The sequence below is a fragment of the Saccharothrix sp. DSM 118769 genome, from assembly GCF_052936295.1.
This window is the reverse complement of the sequence record NZ_CP193627.1, coordinates 4,490,318-4,506,983: the sequence shown is the minus strand read 5'-3', so window position 1 is coordinate 4,506,983 and position 16,666 is coordinate 4,490,318. Positions and strand designations below refer to the sequence as shown.

At 69.4% G+C, this 16,666-nt stretch carries 14 protein-coding genes; 4 read left to right on the top strand and 10 right to left on the bottom strand.

Annotated elements, in window-relative coordinates:
- Positions 1–9 precede the first annotated feature (9 nt).
- Positions 10–762 (top strand): type I-E CRISPR-associated protein Cas5/CasD, encoded by a 753-nt coding sequence (cas5e, locus tag ACRAKJ_RS19615; RefSeq protein WP_438920330.1) that lies wholly within the window; start codon positions 10–12, stop codon positions 760–762.
- Positions 759–1,421 carry a type I-E CRISPR-associated protein Cas6/Cse3/CasE gene (gene cas6e / locus ACRAKJ_RS19610; protein WP_438920329.1) on the top strand — a complete coding sequence of 221 codons (663 nt, stop codon included), beginning with the start codon at positions 759–761 and terminating at the stop codon, positions 1,419–1,421. The genes cas5e and cas6e overlap by 4 nt, the downstream gene beginning before the upstream one ends.
- 509 nt (positions 1,422–1,930) lie before the next feature.
- Here cas6e and ACRAKJ_RS19605 read toward each other — a convergent pair.
- The 5 genes from ACRAKJ_RS19605 to ACRAKJ_RS19585 form a co-directional block, all read right to left on the bottom strand.
- Positions 1,931–4,777, bottom strand: coding sequence for a toll/interleukin-1 receptor domain-containing protein (locus ACRAKJ_RS19605; protein ID WP_438920328.1), 2,847 nt, complete (start codon positions 4,775–4,777; stop codon positions 1,931–1,933).
- A 1,264-nt stretch (positions 4,778–6,041) separates the two neighbouring features.
- Positions 6,042–6,464 carry an Imm1 family immunity protein gene (locus tag ACRAKJ_RS19600; RefSeq protein WP_438920327.1) on the bottom strand — a complete coding sequence of 141 codons (423 nt, stop codon included), beginning with the start codon at positions 6,462–6,464 and terminating at the stop codon, positions 6,042–6,044.
- Positions 6,452–6,562, bottom strand: a complete 111-nt coding sequence (locus ACRAKJ_RS19595) for a hypothetical protein (protein WP_438920326.1) — start codon at positions 6,560–6,562, stop codon at positions 6,452–6,454. Before ACRAKJ_RS19595 ends, ACRAKJ_RS19600 begins: the two co-directional genes overlap by 13 nt.
- Before the next feature lie 14 nt (positions 6,563–6,576).
- Entirely contained in the window at positions 6,577–6,873 is a 297-nt protein-coding gene (locus tag ACRAKJ_RS19590; protein ID WP_438920325.1) for a DddA-like double-stranded DNA deaminase toxin, read from the bottom strand.
- Positions 6,870–7,250, bottom strand: a complete 381-nt coding sequence (locus ACRAKJ_RS19585) for a hypothetical protein (RefSeq protein WP_447009069.1) — start codon at positions 7,248–7,250, stop codon at positions 6,870–6,872. Before ACRAKJ_RS19585 ends, ACRAKJ_RS19590 begins: the two co-directional genes overlap by 4 nt.
- 261 nt (positions 7,251–7,511) lie before the next feature.
- On the opposite strand from ACRAKJ_RS19585, the gene ACRAKJ_RS19580 reads away from it, so the two are divergent.
- Both ACRAKJ_RS19580 and ACRAKJ_RS19575 read left to right on the top strand, forming a co-directional pair.
- On the top strand, positions 7,512–8,399 hold the full coding sequence (locus ACRAKJ_RS19580; RefSeq protein ID WP_438920323.1) for an IS5 family transposase: 888 nt from the start codon (positions 7,512–7,514) through the stop codon (positions 8,397–8,399).
- A gap of 42 nt (positions 8,400–8,441) precedes the next feature.
- A complete protein-coding gene (locus ACRAKJ_RS19575) occupies positions 8,442–8,669 on the top strand; it encodes a helix-turn-helix domain-containing protein (RefSeq protein ID WP_438920322.1) in 228 nt (75 codons plus the stop codon).
- Between the two features lie 126 nt (positions 8,670–8,795).
- Here the strand turns inward: ACRAKJ_RS19575 and ACRAKJ_RS19570 are convergent, their stop codons facing one another.
- The 5 genes from ACRAKJ_RS19570 to ACRAKJ_RS19550 form a co-directional block, all read right to left on the bottom strand.
- Positions 8,796–8,981 (bottom strand): hypothetical protein, encoded by a 186-nt coding sequence (locus ACRAKJ_RS19570; protein WP_438920321.1) that lies wholly within the window; start codon positions 8,979–8,981, stop codon positions 8,796–8,798.
- A gap of 176 nt (positions 8,982–9,157) precedes the next feature.
- Positions 9,158–10,480 (bottom strand): Wadjet anti-phage system protein JetD domain-containing protein, encoded by a 1,323-nt coding sequence (locus tag ACRAKJ_RS19565; protein ID WP_438920320.1) that lies wholly within the window; start codon positions 10,478–10,480, stop codon positions 9,158–9,160.
- Positions 10,480–14,106 (bottom strand): ATP-binding protein, encoded by a 3,627-nt coding sequence (locus ACRAKJ_RS19560; RefSeq protein WP_438920319.1) that lies wholly within the window; start codon positions 14,104–14,106, stop codon positions 10,480–10,482. The genes ACRAKJ_RS19565 and ACRAKJ_RS19560 overlap by 1 nt, the downstream gene beginning before the upstream one ends.
- Positions 14,103–14,954: a DUF4194 domain-containing protein gene (locus tag ACRAKJ_RS19555; RefSeq protein WP_438920318.1), complete on the bottom strand. Its 852-nt coding sequence runs from the start codon at positions 14,952–14,954 to the stop codon at positions 14,103–14,105. Before ACRAKJ_RS19555 ends, ACRAKJ_RS19560 begins: the two co-directional genes overlap by 4 nt.
- Complete coding sequence (locus tag ACRAKJ_RS19550) at positions 14,951–16,591, bottom strand: DUF3375 domain-containing protein (RefSeq protein ID WP_447009102.1); 1,641 nt, start codon at positions 16,589–16,591, stop codon at positions 14,951–14,953. The genes ACRAKJ_RS19555 and ACRAKJ_RS19550 overlap by 4 nt, the downstream gene beginning before the upstream one ends.
- Between the last annotated feature and the right edge of the window lie 75 nt (positions 16,592–16,666).

Here is a 16,666-nt window from a genome sequence, read left to right as displayed (position 1 = left end):
TAACGCCGCATGAGCGCACTGCTACTACGCATCGGTGGCCCGATGCAGTCATGGGGCACCCACTCCACCTGGAACGAGCGCGATACCAACACCTACCCCACCCGATCCGCGCTGATCGGGATGATCGCCGCCGCGCGCGGCGAGCCTCGGGGAACCGACCTGTCCCACTACCGGACACTGCGCATCGGCGTCCGGATCGATCGGCCCGGCCACCGCTTGGTCGATTTCCACACCGTCGGAGGAGGACGCTCCGCCGCGCAGACCGTCCCGACATCGAACGGAAGCCGCAGACCCCAGGGCGAAGGCACCATCGTCAGCAACCGCCACTACCTGACAGACGCGGTCTTCACCGTCGCACTCACCGCCGACGACGACCTGCTCGACATGGCCGAATCCGGACTGCGCCATCCCCACTGGGCCGGGTTCCTCGGACGTCGATCATGCCCACCCGACGGTCCCCTGATCCTCGCGCGGATCGACCACCCGCAGGAGTGGCTGCACGCGAAGCTGCCCCTCGCGCGTCGCCGTCACTGGAACACCGACAACGTCGCCGTCGACTTCATCACCGACATCCCCCCGGCCGGAGCACCGACCCGGACCGAGGAGATCCCCGACGTCCCGATCTCCTTCGACGAGATCAACCCCTCCTACCGCACACGCACCGTCCACCACTACCGACGTCACATGCCCGCCACACTGTGCGCCGGATACGGCACCGAGTACCTACAGGCCCTCGAACACGCCTTGAAGGGTGCCTCATGACCACGACTCTTGCCACCGTCACCACCCTGACCAGGCTCCGACTGAGCCCCTACCACCTGTCCACCGCAAGCGATGTCGCCGACATCCACGTCATGCACCAACGAGTGATGCGGATGTTCCCCCAAGCCACCACTCCACACCCCCGGGCAGAACACAACGTCCTCTTCCGCATCGTGCGGATGCCCACCAACACCATCGTGCTGGTGCAGGCGACGACTCGCCCGACTCCGGACCTCCTACCCACCGGCTACGCAGCTGCCGACACGATCGACCTCACCCCTCTGCTGGACCGACTCGACCACGGAACCCGCGTCCGCTACCGGATCGTGGCCAATGCCACCGCAATACACACCACGGAACCGGGCAAGAAGCGACGCCTCTGGCTTCACGACGAGGAAGCGATCCAGTGGTGGCAGCGCCGTGCTAACCAAGCAGGTCTGGCGGTGCAACACACCCGCCTGACCCAGGAGACCCTCCTGACAGGAGCCCGACCGAAGTCCGCCGGAGGGCAACGCCTGCACCACGGTGCCTCCCAGTTCGACGGCATCGCGGTCATCAACGACCCGGACGCCATCCGGAGGGCCGTGACCACCGGAATCGGACGCGCGCGATCGTACGGGTGCGGTCTGCTCACCCTTGCGCTGTGCGCCCCTCGGTGAGCCGTAACAGGCCACCTGGAGCATGGCTTGAATCGCAGTCGCATCCGTACAAATGGGACAGTCCACAAGGCCACGCCGCCATGGCTCCTCATGAGAGTCTCCCCCACGCAGCGGGGTGATCCGTGGATGAGCTGGCACATCCACCCGCGCGAGCAAGGGGTGGTCCAAACGCCGCCGCCCAATCGATTCCGGCATACCAATCTTCTGCGCGAGCAGGGGTGATCCGCGGGCCCGGTCGACGATGGACTGGGCCGGGCGGTCTTCCCCGCGCGAGCGAGGGTGGTCCCCTGGGGTTCTGCTACCCGGCTGAGGCGTACGAGTGCTCCCCACGCGAGCGGGAGTGGTCCGCACCTGCTCGGCAAGCCAGTCGTCTCGGTGTAGTGCTCCCCGCGCGAGCGGGGGTCCGCGCGACCCGTCGACCGGAGAGTACGTGGTCGAGTCTTCCCCACGCGAGCGGGGATGGGTTCCGGAGCGAGCCAGCGAGCCTCTGAGATCCGCAACGAGTTCCGCTAGCAGATCTGCCGGAACGGCAGGTCAGGAACGTAGCGAGTCCATTCCTCTTCCGTCATCGACCGCCCGGCGGCGGCACACAGGGACGCTTCGACGTCTGTGGTATATCCGACGTCCCACAGGCGCACCGCGCCGTCGACTCCGCCGCTGGCCACGGTGCGGCCGTCAGGGGCGAAGGCGACCGTGCGGACGGGAAGCCTGTGTCCCATCGGTGGTTGACTGACCTGACGCCTCGAATCCAGGTCCCACAGGCGCACGGTCGCATCCGCGCTCCCACTGACCAGCAATCGGCTGTCCAGGCTGAACGCGACCGCGCTGACAGCACCCGTGTGGCCCAACAGCGGATCTCCGACGACCTCTCCCGTGTCCACGTCGGACAGCCGGATCACACCTCCGCCGCCCGTCGTGGCCACCAAGCGGCCGTTCGGGCTGAACGCCAGAGGTACGGCTCCGGTATCCGGCAGGGCGAGCTCTCCGATACGCCGCCGGGTCCCGACATCCCACACCTCGATCTTCCCCCCGTCCCGCTGCGCGGCTAACCGGTTGCCGTCCTGGCTGAAGACGACCGACAGCGCCTTGGCCCCGTCCAGCGAGGCAATCTGCTGACGTCGCGCAACGTCCCACAGCCGCAGGTCGTCGTCGTCGAACACCGCCAAGGTCGTGCCGGTCGGGTCGAGGGTCGCCGATGCGGCGGGACCGATGGTGGCATCCCCGGTGACGTCGCGATCGCGGAGCGTCCAGATCCGCAGGTGGCCTTTGTCCTGGTCGTCCTTGTGGTCCGTGCCGTGGACCAGCGCCGTGCCGTCGGCGGTGACCACGACCGAACGCGGATAGCCCACGATCTGTGGCTGCTCGCTGTCCACGACGGCTCGCGTTCCGACGTCCCACCACGTGACCACGGGCTTTCCGTTGATTCGTCTGACGTTCCCGGCCTCGCAAATTCCCAGGCACTGGGCGTTCCCGTTCGGGTCGTCGGCTCCCCACTCCCCCAGGCTCGCCGCCACCAGCGAACGGCTGTCCGGCGTGAAGGCCACCGATGCCACCTGCCCGATGTCCGCGGTGCGCGGTGCGGCGGAGCGGACGTGCGCGGTGACGTCCCACAGGCGGACCGTGCCGTCGCCGCCGCCACTGGCCATCAGTCTCCGGTCGGGGCTGAAGGCGAGCGAGACCACCGACCGTGAGTGGCCGGCCAGCGCGGGCCCGTGTTGCCGGCGTTCGTCGACGTCCCAGAAGCGGATGGTGCCGTCGTGGCCGCCGGTGGCCAGCAGGCTGCTGTCGGCGGCGAACGCGGCGGCAACGGTGCTGATGCTGTCGTTGGGCTGACTGCGTCCACCGACGAGGGTTCCGTGCCGGTCGGGGTTCGCGGCGTCCCATACGGTCACCGAGCCGTCCAAGGCCACGGTCGCGGCGATCTCGCCGTCTGGTGCGACCGTCGCCGAGGGCGACAAGAACGCCGCCGATTGCGTGGGCAATGCCGAGAAGGCGGAGAGTTGGCGTTGCTCGGCGACGTCCCAGAAGCGGGCGGTGCCGTCGATGGACGCGCTCATCAGGGTCCGGCCGTCCGGCCTGAACGCGACCGACGGCCCGAGCATGGCGATCGGGTGGTGCTCGTGCCCCGCCAGTTGCCCGAGAGGCCGACGTGACGCCACATCCCACAACCGGATCGTGCCGGAGTCGCAGCCGGTGGCGAGAATCGAGCCGTCCGGGCTGAGCGCGATCGGAGGCGCGAAGGGGATGGGGATCGACCTCGGGCCTTGGCCGCAATTGATCGTCTCACCCTTGCGCTTACCCGTTGCGATATCCCAGAAGGTCACCGAGTCGGACTCGTCCGCGGTGATCAGCATGCCGCCGTCCGGGCTGAACAACAGCGAGCGGACCGGTTCGCCGTCCTCCCCGAGCCGCCGCTTCTCGGTACGGGTCGCCACGTCCCACAGGCGAACGGACTCGTCGGCGGTCGCCAGGAGTCCGCCGTCCGGGCTGAACGCCACGGCGTTGCCCCCGGTGTCGAGGACGAACACCCCGGGACGTCCCGCGGCCTGGTACATGCCGGCCCTGGCCTCGGGAGTCGCTCTCACGCGCCAGGCGGTCAAGGCGAGCAGCCTGGACAGCGCGGGGTCCGCGTCACCGAGGCGTTCGGCACGTCCGGCCAGCTCGCGGGACAAGGACCGGTCACGCTGCTGCTCGACCTCACCGCGTTGCCACAGCGCCACTCCGGCGAGGACCAGCACCAGGCTCATGAGAGCGGCGAGCAGGGACACGGCCGTGTTGCGCACGCGTGTCGTGGCGCGGTGGCGGCGGACGTCCTCGCTGTCCAACTCGTCCTTCGGAAGGCCGTGCAGCGGAGCGGCGACCGATGTGACGACCGAACGGAACCGGCTGTGGCGCAACGACAACTCGTCATCCGACCCTGCCCAGGCCAGGTCTGCCCACAGCGGTTCCGCGGGGAACCAACCCGCCAGGTCGCGCGGTAGTGCGTCGGTTGCGTCCCAGTCGAAGTCGTCGTCTCCCCAGGCGATCGCGCCACCGGCCCGAACGATCAGGAAGGTCTCCGGTTCTCGGTGCTCACGCCAGTAGCGCACCTCGCGGGCGACCCACTCCGAGCCGGCCGCGTTCGGGGACGCCACGAGCACGAAGTAGCGCGACCGCCGCAGGGCTGACACGATCAACTCGGGCAGGTTGGCCCCCGCGGGCAGGCTCTCCTCATCGCGGAACACCCACAGCGCGCGACGGCGATACCACGGACGGGCGAGGTTGTGCAGACCATCGCGCAGCGCCAAGGCCACCCGGTGATCGACGTGGCTGTAGGACAGGAACGCGTCGAGCATCGGATCGACATTTCGGTCCATACCCGTTAAGCATAGTCACGGATCATCCGCACGGCCGAGCCGACGAACATCGACCCAACCTCAGACCGGGAAACCCGCATATTTGCGGCGATCACAAAACCCGGATAGTTGAGGTGACATCTCCATGAAGGGAGACAGCTACCGACTCAAGGACCGCGACCTCGGCCGGGTCCCACCGGCCGCCAACACCAACGATTAGACCGACAACCACCCAAGGGGGTCAGATTTCATCCGACCACCGGGGGTCAATGTTCCGGCGTCGTTGACAGTTGCCCGCCAACCACTCCGAGACCATCCGGGTTCTCCCCGCGCGAGCGGGGGTGGTCCCGCAGCGAGTTCGTCGGGGTGCGGCGGGGCGGGGTTCTCCCCGCGCGAGCGGGGGTGGTCCCGCGTCAGGAAGCTCACCCGGACTCACCACCCTGTTCTCCCCGCGCGAGCGGGGGTGGTCCGAGGGCGCGGGCGCCGTCGCTGGTGGGCGTCAGGTTCTCCCCGCGCGAGCGGGGGTGGTCCGGGCGTGGGGGAGCGCTACGACAAGTTCACCGCGTGCTCCCCGCGCGAGCGGGGGGTGGTCCCATCCCGCGTCGGCCCGTGGTTGCACCACGGTTCGTGCCCACCGCGCGAGCAGGAGTGGTCCCTCCGCCGCGATGGCGAGCCCGAGACCGGTCCTGCGCTCCCCGCGCAAGCGAGAGTGGTTCGACGAGGAGCTGGACTACGACACCGTCGTAGCCATGCTCCCCGCGCGAGCGGAGATGGTCCAGGTACACCTGCCGCTCGTCATCCACGATGTCGTGCTCCCCGCGCGAGCGAGGATGGTCCGGTCCCGTCCCGCCGGCCGCGCCGGCAAGTCTTCCCCGCGCGAGCAGGGATGGTCCGCCGCCGGACGAGTGCGAGTACGGGCCATGCAGGTCTTCCCCGCGCGAGCGGGTGGTCCCTGTCGCAGGCGCAGATCGCCACGTGGCGCCAGGTGCTCCCCGTGCGAGCGGGGATGGTCCCCGTCTACGGCCACACCCTTTCCGAAGGCGACGACGCAATTCGGATGGCACTGACCACCCGGCAGGCCGCACTGACTCCAAGTGGTTCGGCCACAGTGCGGCATGTGCGCGCGGTGGCGTCGGCGGACGCGGCAGCCGCCTGAACGGCGCCGAGAACACCGCGAAACCGTCACGGTGCCCTGGGAATGTCCGGGGCCCGATTCGCACGTTTCGCGGCCGCTGGGCGGTTGACGTACCGGTGGGCTCGGCAACCGTCCGGCGGCCCTGCCGGGTCACCACCAGTCCGGGGCGGCCCGCCAGTCGGACACAGTGGGGCGTTCACCTCCGGTGGTCATGAACTCGTGTGCGGCTCGGCGCACCACGTCCAGCGGGATCTCGGAATCGGCCGGGTACTCGGTATCCGAATTCATCAGGTAGTACAGGATCGGTTCGTCCGCACTCCAGTCGGGGCCGGGGGCCTGCGAGCTGAACCACTTCTGTCCGCCCCCGGAGTAGTACAGCGCGCCCCGTCCGGCCCGACCGTGGAGCCCGACGTTGAAGTTCGCGCGGCCGGAGTTTTCGACCACGTACAGGTCCACGAGGATGCGGCCTTCCCGCGCGGCCACGATGTCCAACACGGCGTCCAGCTCGGCCGGAGTGCGGACGATCACGGAGGCGTCCTGTTCCTCGTCGTACCAGACCTCTAGGTCCACCACGGCTGTGCTCCTCCTGTATAGCGGGTGCGGGTGCGCATCCCTTTGGTGTTGATCCCGTACACGGTCAGTGTGGCCCCGTCCGGAAGGAGGATCGGCACTAGGGTGTCGCAGTTCAGCTTTCCTTACATACCACATGGTTGAGCACTACCGTGGCGTGTCTGATCCCGTTTGCGGTCATGTGCGCGGCCAGCTTCATTTCAACGTCGCCAGCTCGGGCCGTGCCCTCCGCCCATCCTTTTTCCGTCAGCTGTTCGTTCACGAGCTTGGAACGGGCGTCGCGTCCGCTGATGATCTGCTGGACCTGACCGTCCGGGCCGATCCACCGGCCGTGCGTCCTCTGTCCTGTTCCGGGCTCCACAGGCGGGGGCAGTTCACGCCGTAGCGCCTCGATCCGTTCAGGTGGGATCACGGGCGGGTCGTCGAGTTCGACCTGGCGGGCCGGGGGTCGTTGCGGCGACGGCGCCGGGGGTGGCTGCGCCGGGGGCCGTGCGGGCCGCTGGGCGGCCAGCGCAGGGTCGGGAGTGCCCCTCCAGCCGTTAGGCTGGCCGCGTAGCTCTCGGCGGCTTTCACGGCCTCGTTGAGCAGCGGCCAGTAGTGGCCTTTGCACGCGTCCACCACCTGGGTGAACGCGGCCAGCACCTGTTCCCCGTCCGCTCCGAGATGACGCGCGCCCTCCAGCGTGCGGCTCAGGATGTCGTGTGCCTCCTGAGCCAGGTCTTCCGCCTGTTCGAGCGCGGTCCGCGCCTGCCCGCCCTTTGTGCACGCGGCCCGGACCTGTACGGCCACGTCCCTGGTTAACGCCACGCCCGCCCCTTTCCCTGCGGCGTGAGCGTGGCACAAGGCACCGACAGTCACCGGACGACACGCACCGTTCCGGACTTGCCCACTTGCGGAGGCACGGGAAGTAGCGGGCAAGTGGCGTGATTTGTCGAATTGACAGTAAGTGCCCGTTTCCGAGCTTGGTCGCGCGGAGGGGCTTTGGTGCGCAGACAGGGGAACTCCTGGTAGATCGGACGGTGTCTATGCGCCGTTCCACCAGGAGTTCCGTTGTTATCGTGCCCGATCCCCGCGGGCGGTGTCACCGCGGGTTCCCCATGCTGTCGCCTGGCCGCCTCCCACCAGCCCACTCGACGGACAAGGCGGTACCCCACCGACGTCACCGACGCCCAGTGGGCCGAGCTCGACCCGCTGCTGCCCGATCCGGCGTGCCTGGCCGGTCGCGGCGGGCGGTGGGAGAAGCACTGCCGTCGGGTGATCGTGGACGCGATCCTCTACGTGGTCGACAACGGCATCAAGTGGCGGGCTCTGCCGACGGACTTCCCGCCGTGGCCCACGGTCTACAAGCGCTTCGCACTGTGGGAGAAGGCCGGTGCTTCACAGCGGCTGCTCGACGCGTTGCGTGACCGCGTCCGTCTGGTGGAGGGCCGGGTGGCGGCGCCGTCGGCGGCGGTCATGGACTCGCAGTCGGTGCGCGCCGCCGAGACCGTCGGCCGGGCCACCCGCGGCTGGGACGGCGGCAAGAAGGTCGCCGGCCGCAAGCGCCACATCGTCGTGGACACCCTGGGCCTGCTGGTGGCCGTGTTGGTCACCCCGGCCTCGACGCAGGACCGGGTCGCCGCGCGCAGCCTGCTGCGCCGGATGCGGGACACCGCCGGGAAACGGGCCACGCTGGTGTGGGCCGACGGCGGCTACACCGGACCCCTGATCGACTGGGCTCGCACGACACTTCGCCTGGTGGTGGAGATCGTCCAACGTCCGCAGGTGCCGTACTTCACCGTGCTGCCCAGAAGATGGGTGGTCGAACGCAGTCTGGCCTGGATCACCGGACATCGCCGCTGCGTCCGCGACTACGAACGACTACCCCACCACCACGAGGCCATGGTCCGCTGGTCCATGATCCGCATCACCACCCGCCGACTCACCCAACCCCAATAGCTCGGAAACGGGCACTAAGCGATTGCCTGCAGGTTGACGTGCATGGTCGAGCTTGAGAGTGCGTACCGGTTGTCTCCTGCGGAGCAGGAGGTGCTGCGCCTGCGGGTGGTCGCGGCGCTGGAGGCCAGGCAGGTGGAGGGCTACAGGCGGGCGGCGGAGGTGTTCGGGGTCTCCGTTCGGTCGGTGGGCACCTGGTGGCGCGCCTACCGGCAGCAGGCTGCGACGGCCTGGCGGTATGACCGGGTCGACGGCAGGGATCGGCCGAGCTGATCAGCTCCGAGACCGGGGCATGCTGTTCACGGCGATGACCGACTACACCTTGGAGGAGTTGCTGATCGGCGGCCCTCTGTGGATCAGCCTGGCGATGGTCGAGTTGATCGTCTGGCTGGACGAGGACTACCCGGCGATCGAGGCACGCGCCAAGGCCGAGGGCGTGGCGATCGCCTGGTTCGACCAGTACGAATCGCGCTCCGCCGCCGCGACGCCCGGCCGGTTTTGGGCGCCCGAGGGCGACGCTGCTGCAGACATGACGACACCGGTAACCGGAAGGCCACCGTGCACCCAGTGCGCTTCCATGGTCATCCGCCCACCCCCGCACATCCTCAACCCCGGTGACGGGTATCCGCGTCGGCCGCTGTCGTTCGAACGTCGGGTATGCACCGCACGGGCTATGGCGAAGTCGCACGTACTCACAGCGCGTGTGCCGTCCTCCAGCGAGGTCGCCCGCACCTCGGCCGTCGGTCCGTTTGACCGGATTGCTACTGGTCTGTGTCCGTGTGCGCGACCGCGCGCACGGTTTCGAGTGCGATGTGCAGCGGGATGCGTTCCTGTTCGACGCGTCGGTGTCGTGTCCACTGTGGCGAGCACAGGTCTTCGTAGAGGGCTCGTTCGGCCGCGGACAGGTGTGGGGTCGGGCGTGGGTCGCGAGGTGGCAGTGGTGTGCCGCGCCGGTCGACGTGGGTGCCGTACCGCTCCCACCTGTCGTAGGAGACGCGGTCCATGAGCAGTGAGCGGGCCGGTACGCCGGCGGCGCGGAACCCGTCGAGGATTTCGAAGCCGTCGGGGTCCAGGTCTCCCCAGTAGAACACCGCCTCGGCTTCGGTGATCCAGGGGAAGGAGGCAGCGGTGGCACCGCCGCGGCCGCTGCCCTCGACCGCGACGCCGGAGGGCACGGGCGGGAAGTGGACTGCGGTGTCCTTGTTCTCGCTGATGACGATCAGCCGCGGAGTGTAGGGCAGCGGCAGGTGGTCGCCCACGGTGGCGCAGTCGTGCCGTCTGCCGCCGGTGGCGAGGTGGTGGGGGTCGAGGTAGGTGAAGTGCAGGCGGGGTGGATGTGCCGGCAGCAGGTCGAGGTCGTCGAGTCCGGTCAGGTTGCGCAGCAATGCGTGGCGTGTGTCGAGCCATTTGGCGTGCAGGCCTTCGATCGGCACCTGCCGCGGGGTCAGCGGTTGCGGACGGCCGGTTTCGGCGCGGCCGGTTTCGGCGCGGGCGGTTTCGGCGCGGGCGGCGAACCAGTCCGCGGCGCGGCACAGCAGGTCGAAGTCCACGGGCTCGTAATCGAGGACCTGCCGCAGCGCACCGGCCGGTGACACCAGCCGCGGGTAGTGGTCGATCAGGCCGCGGGCCCGGGTCCGCGCCGACTCCAGCACGTGCTGCCGGCCGGTGAGGCGGGTGGCAGTGTCGATGTCCTCGACGTGCAGGTGGGTGGGTAGTTCCTGTTCGGTGCCGTGCACGCGGCGAGAACGCCACAGCAGTGTCACCTCGTGTCGGTCGGCCCATTCCCGCCAGTCGCGCACCAAGGACACGATCTGGCCGAACGTCGAGGCCAGCAGTTCGGCGGAGGGTTGTCCCAGCGGGAAGGCGTGCGGCCACGCCTGCGTGGCCTGCGCGCGCTCCCCGGTCCGGGAGGGAGGGGCGTCCGTGCCAGTTGGGGAGATGCCGCATTCGGCCAGCACCACCTCCGGCCAGGTGCGGGTCAGGCGGCGCCGCACGTCCTGCAGGACGAGCTCGGGCGTCTTGATCCCCGCGACGAGCGCATCGTCGGTGCCGGTGCGGACCGAGGTGGAGGTTCGGCGTGCCATCAGTCGATGACCTGTCCGACCGGGCGGTCGCGATGCGCCCGTGCGGTGGCAGGCGGGTCCGCCAGCCCGGCGGTGCGTTCGTCCGCCGAGGGTGCCAGGGCGGCCACGGCGTTGCGGAATGCCTGCCGGTCGGTGATCGGGTGCAGGAAGGAGTAGTGCGTGCGGGTGTTCTTGGTGATGGCGAGCAGTTCGTTCATGTGCGGTTCCAGGCCGGTGACCTTATCCAGGGGTGCGCTGATGACCAGTTGGAACCCCAGGCCCTGCCATGCGCGTACCGCGCGGCCGGCGAACTCGGCGTCGGACTTGATGAAGCCCTCGTCGAGGAAGACGGGGGCGAAGCGGGGGCGTTCGCGCAGTTCGTCGCCGAGGCGGAATCGCAGGGCCGCGCCGACGATGAAGGCGATCAGCTCCTGGGACTCGCCTCCCGACTTGCCGCCCAGCGAGGCGTGCTTCGAGATCAGGCGTTCGGTCTCGGTCTCGTAGCACTCGGCGGTGATCGTGACGTGTTTGCGCACGTCGAGCAGTTGGTCGCGGTCACGGCCAACGGCCTGGGTGCCTGTGGCGGCGCGGGCGGTCGCCAGGCCGCGCGGGTCGTCCTTGGTGCGGATCTGGTGCATGAACGCCTGCAGGTCCTTGAAGCGCTTCTCCAGTGCCTCGTCGCTGAACTGCTTGGTCGCCGTCGAGGACAGTCGTGACAGTTCGCGGCGGAACGCGGTGACGTGTTCGAAGCGCTGGCGTCTCATCCTGATGCGCAGGCGGTTGGCGTTCGCGCCGAACGGCAGACTGCGCAGGATGGTGTTGATCGGTTCCAGGCGCCGTTCGATCTCCTCGATCGCGTCCCCCATCGAGTGGGCCAGGGGCACCAGGTCCTCGCCCGACCAGTCGGTGAGCCGGCGGCGCCACTCGTTGCGGCGTTCGTGCAGGCCGGTGGCCTGGATGCCGTCGTGGACGCGTTCGTAGTCTGCGTAGGAGGCCAGCGTCCTGCCGAGGTTGGGATCTTCCCAGATCCGCTGGTACTGCTCGAACCGGTCCTCGATGTGCCGGGTCAGGGCGTTGACCTGTTGCCTGGCGTGGTCCAGCCGTGACACCAGCCGTTTGTGCAGCGCGGCGAGACCGGTCGTGAAGTGGTCCAGGTCGACGACCCGCTCCCCCGTGGTCGCGGTGAACTCGCGGTCCAGGTGGGCGGCCTGCTCCTCGGTGAGCACGACCCGCTGTTGTCGCTGCAGCCGCAACAGTTCCCCGTTCACCTGTTCTTGCCTGGCCGCCAGGGACCGCCCCTGCTCGGCCAGTTCCTCCTCCCGCGTCTCGCGGGTGATCTCCTCGCGCAGCGCCTTGTCCCGCAGGGTGGTCAGTGACTCGATGTGTGCCTGCAAGGCGCGCAGGCGGTCGTCACCGTTGAGGATGCTGTCCTGTTCTGCCCGCAGCCGGGCGATGAGCTCGTCGGATCCGGGCACGTCGATGTCGTCCCAGCGGACCCGGGTGACCGCTTCGCAGGCGCTCGCGCGTGCCCGCAGGGTGGACTGCTCGGTTTCAACCGCGCCGATGCGGGTGGTCACCGACTTCAGGGCCGTGTCGGTCTCGCCGAGCTGGGTGTCGATGGCGGTGAGGGTGTCGGCGTTGGAGAAGCCGATGATGTTGTGCTGGTCGGATCGCCCGTGCGAGCCGCGCCAGCCCTGTCGGGTCTGCCCTGCCGGCGTCACCCGGTAGCCGTGGCCGGCCAGGTCGGCGGCGGTCGGCACGCACAGCGCGTTGCGGGAGGCGTCGGTGACGTGCTCGAACACCCACGAGGTGAACGGGGAGTCCTTGAACTGCAGTTTCCCGGCCACCCGGTCGCGGTCGACCGAGGCTGTCCGGGCGGGGTCCCACGGCCCCACGGGCGCCCCTTGGAAGGTGATGCGTCCCGACAGGTGCAGTGGGTCGATGGCGCGGGAGAACCTCTCCAGCCGATCGGCGGGTACCAGCAGCAACCGCGCACTGGACCCGAGCACGGTCTCGATGGCGGTGCGCCACTGCTGTTGCCCGTCGACGACGTCGACGAGCTCGGCCAGGAACGGCAGTTCCCCGTGGGCGAAGCCCGCCGCGTCGGCGACCTGGCGGCGCAGGGCGTCGAGCCACGGCGGGACACGCCCGGCTCGTCCGGCATAGGAGGCGCGGTCCTCGCGCAGCCGCGTGCGGTGCCGCAGCAGATCGTGCTCCTCCTGCTTGAGCCGGTCACGGCGCTGCTGCAACCCGGCGGCGGTGGCGTCCACGGCGGTCAGGAACGCCGTGGACGCCTCGTGCAGGGTGTCGTAGTCCTGCCGGGAGCCCAGGCCGCCGGCCAGGTGTGCGTCCAGGGCGGAGATCGCACCGGCGAGGGTTGCCCGCCGGGTGTCGCGGTCACGGCGACGAGCGGTCTCCTCCTCGATGTCCAGGCCGATCTGACGCAGCCTGCCGCCCCCAGCCGCGTCGTGCCTGACCTGTGCCGCGGTCAACTCGCGCTCCTGTTCGGAGCGGATCCGCCGGGCGTCGGCCAGGGCCTTACCGGCCTGGGCACAGCGTGCGGTGTTGGACTGCACGGCCTCGGCGAGCAGTTCCCGCTCGGTGCGCAGCGCCCACAACCCGACGGGCGAATCCTGTCCGAGGGCGAGTCCCAGGGTGTCGATGAGCCCGACCTCTGTCCGGGCCCGCTCCAGGTCCGCCCACCACTGCTTGATCGGCGCGAGCAACTCCGCCTTCTGCTGCTCGACGCGCATGGTCAGGTAGGCGTCCTCCAGGGCGTTGAAGTGTTCGACCGCCCGGTCGGCGTCGTCGTAGGTGCCGGGTCGTTCGAGCACCATCTCCTTGTACAGCTCGTCCACGGTCCGGATCTGCTGGCCTGCCTGCACGCGCGCCAACAGCCGCAGGGCCTTGCCGCCGTCGCCGTTGGCGCCGATGCCCAGGCGGGTGAACAACGTCTGGGAGAACGACGAGTAGCTCTCGTGGTGGCGGGTTCCCGGGACTGTCGCTTTGACCTGGGCCGGGGGGAACGGCGGCCGCAGGGCGGCCAACGGCGCGAACTCCGCGAGGTTGACCACGCCGTCGAAGGTGAACATCCGGCACAGCACATCCGGCGAGCGGGTGACCCTGGCTCCGGCGTAGTAGAGCCGGAAGGCGGTGAAGCGCCTGCCGTGGTCGTCGACGAAGGTGGCACCGACCGCCGCCCAGGTGTCGGTGCCGTCCCCGCGCAGCACCTTGGCCCGATCCTGCCCGTCGTCGCCCTCGGTCGTGTCGATCTGGCCGCGCAGGTAGGACAGGACGTTGCGTTGCTCGGCCGAGCGGGCCCTGCCGCGCACCGCGTCGTTGGAGGCGCCGTTGAACGGTGTGTCCGACGGTTGCAACAGCGCCAGCCACGCGTCCTGGATGGTCGACTTCCCGGTCCCCGACGCACCCGACATCAGAGTCGAGTCGCGGTCAAGGTCGATGGCCTGGCGGCCTTCGAACCCGCCCCAGTTGACCAACTGGATCGTCTCCAGACGATGTTGCACCGTAGTAGCCGCGGTGTCGACGGGCACCACTCTCTCGCCGGTACCCGGCTGACTGCCCGCGGGAAGTGACATGCGCACGGACGTCTTCAAGTCGCCGAGGTCGAGGGTCATGTCGTCGGTCATCGCAGACCTTCCACTACTGTGCCGTCGTCGCCCTGCCCGGCGGTATGGACGGGTTGTCCGGAAGCGTCGGGGACGGGTTGCCCGGTGCCGTTCTGCTGCCGCAACCAGGCCAGCAGCTCCGTCAGCCTCGCCAGCGGCATGACGACCTCGACCGCCCTGGCGATCTCGAACCGCTGCCCCGCCTTGCGACCGATCAGCAGCCCGGTCCGGTAGATCCGCTCCAGCGCGCGTTCCACCCTGCCGCGGTCGGCGGCCTCGTCGGTGGCGTGCGGGGGACGGAACCGGGCGACGTAGTCGTGCACGTCCTCACGGTCGATGAAGACGCGTCCGTTGCCCGCCGCCTGCTCGGTGTGGCACCGCAGGCGCAGGCACACCAGCACGATGGTCTCCTCGCGCGTCCACGCCTGGTCGTGGAACAGGGTCGGGAACCGGCGGCCACCGCCCTCCGGGCTCGCCTGCCTGGTGAACGCCACCTCGCGCTGGAGATCCAGTTCCAGGACCATGAACATGTCGTTGAGCCGGGACCGGATGGGCCTGGGGTTGCCGACGAGCATCCGCCAGTCCCGCGGGTGGGTCTGAGCGCTGATGAACGGTTCCTTGACCAGGTGCACCAGCACTTGCCGCTGTGCGAGCAGCAGCCCACCCTCATCCCCTTCGAACAGCGACAACGTCGAGGTGGGCTCCCGGTCCTCCCCGTCGTCCTCCAGGTCGGGAAACTGCTCACCCAGACGCGCGTCGTCCTCCGCACGGGCGGCGTCGTCCCCACCCATGTCGGGTGGCACCGGTGTGTCCGATGTGAAGCGGGTCATCGTGCCGGTCGGGTCATCCGTGCCGTCGTCGATCGTCATCGGTGTCCACCGGCCTCGTCGTGGTCATGGGCGAGCCCGCCGGTACTCCCGTCCGGGGCGGCACCTCCGGCTGTGGAAACTTGGGGAGCTGCGGCGTGGATATCGACCGCGTCGGTTCCGGCGACCGGGACGACCCTCGGCGCGACCAGCACCCTGCGGGTGCCGTCGGGGCGCACCGTCACGTACGGCTCGTGGTCTTCGGTCACGACCAGCTTGTCGGTGTTCGTCGCCAGGTGCAGCACACCAAAGATCTCCACCGGCCGGCGCAGCGCGTCGGGAAGACCACCGAACAGCTCCCCCGCCGACGCGGGACCACCGGGGACCTCCAGATGCGTCAGCCACGACTTCAACGCCTCCAGTGACGGGCCCCCTTGCATCATCAACTCCTGCATCGACACCGTGTCCGGTCGATGCCCGCTCACGTCGGCCAGCGGTGGCGGCGGCGCGGTGACCTCGGTGTCGTGAAACCGCTCGCGCAGCAACACCACGTCGATCTCCGACGGCAACAGCGGCACGGGCACCTTGGCCTTGGCACCGGCAGTCCGCATCCAGGTGTCGATCTCCGTCTCCAGCGCCCGCAACGTCGCATTCACTTCACGATCACGGGACCGGTCGTAGGTGGTGATGAACTCCTTCAACGCCGACGTCGCCCGTGCGCGCTCCACGATCACCCTGCTCATGCCGCGACTGATCATCGACACCGTGCCGCGCAGACCGGCCCGATCCGCATCGGTGAGGATCTCCCCCGCCAGCGGGTGGGCCAGCAAGTCGGCGATGTCCTCCCTCAACTGCTCGACCAACCCCTGGTCGCGCAGCAGGTCGAACGCGCCCTTGAACGCACGACCCTCCGGCGTTGCTTCCTCCAGGGTGTCGGCGCGCCGCAGGTACTCGTCCACGATCTCCCCCGCCGGTCGCTCCTCGGCCCGCAGCGCCACGGTGATGTGGTCCCGAAGCGTGGTGAACGACTCCGACACCCTGGCGAAGTCCGAGGGCAGCCCGGCCACCAGTTCGGTCAACTCGGCGAAACCCTGCAGCATGTAGTCGGCGCCGACCTCAGGCATGTCGCCACCGGCCAGCAGCCGGTCGCGTTCAGCGGTCAGGCGCGCGATCTCCGCGTCCAGGATCCCCACCCGGGCGGCGCGGTCAGGGTTGGCCACCCGGTTGAAGCGCCGGACCTGCTCCAGGATGGTGGCGATGCGGTGCTCGGACAGCGTGGCGCGCTCCCTGGTCAGCTGCTCGACCAGGCGCAGCGCGTCCTGCGCGTGCGAGGTCAGCGAGTACCGCTCCGTGCCGTCCTCGGCAAGCGAACGGATCAGCCACTGGTCGGCGACCCACCTGCGGCACAGGTCACGGCCGGAACCGACCGGGACGTCCTTGCCCGCCAGCCCGGCCAACCGCAGCTCGTCGAGGCAGGCGTCGACCAAGTCGTGCAGCCGCGCGGCGGGAACCGCCGGTGCCTCACGCGAGAACGCCGACCGGAACACCGCGATCACCGTGGCCGCGTGCGTCCGGTGCAGCAGTGCCAACGTGGGCTGCTCGAACGCGCCCCCGACCCGTGCGCGATCAGCAACCACACCCGACACCACGCACCTCCGGCCACGGCTTGGACCTGGTTCCGCCAAGCCGGCGGCCAGCATCGACGGCCGCGCGTTCCGCACCGTTGCCGTCCTGATCACCTATCGGCCGGGACAACCGGGATTGTTACTGCATAT

What these genes read in the sequence shown, in the direction of transcription:
- cas5e (WP_438920330.1), top strand. Translation starts at nt 10, where the DNA reads ATGAGCGCACTGCTACTACGCATCGGTGGCCCGATGCAGTCATGGGGC.
- cas6e (WP_438920329.1), top strand. Translation starts at nt 759, where the DNA reads ATGACCACGACTCTTGCCACCGTCACCACCCTGACCAGGCTCCGACTG.
- ACRAKJ_RS19605 (WP_438920328.1), bottom strand. Translation starts at nt 4,777, where the DNA reads ATGGACCGAAATGTCGATCCGATGCTCGACGCGTTCCTGTCCTACAGC.
- ACRAKJ_RS19575 (WP_438920322.1), top strand. Translation starts at nt 8,442, where the DNA reads ATGGTCGAGCTTGAGAGTGCGTACCGGTTGTCTCCTGCGGAGCAGGAG.
- ACRAKJ_RS19570 (WP_438920321.1), bottom strand. Translation starts at nt 8,981, where the DNA reads ATGACCATGGAAGCGCACTGGGTGCACGGTGGCCTTCCGGTTACCGGT.
- ACRAKJ_RS19565 (WP_438920320.1), bottom strand. Translation starts at nt 10,480, where the DNA reads ATGGCACGCCGAACCTCCACCTCGGTCCGCACCGGCACCGACGATGCG.
- ACRAKJ_RS19560 (WP_438920319.1), bottom strand. Translation starts at nt 14,106, where the DNA reads ATGACCGACGACATGACCCTCGACCTCGGCGACTTGAAGACGTCCGTG.
- ACRAKJ_RS19555 (WP_438920318.1), bottom strand. Translation starts at nt 14,954, where the DNA reads ATGACGATCGACGACGGCACGGATGACCCGACCGGCACGATGACCCGC.
- ACRAKJ_RS19550 (WP_447009102.1), bottom strand. Translation starts at nt 16,591, where the DNA reads ATGCTGGCCGCCGGCTTGGCGGAACCAGGTCCAAGCCGTGGCCGGAGG.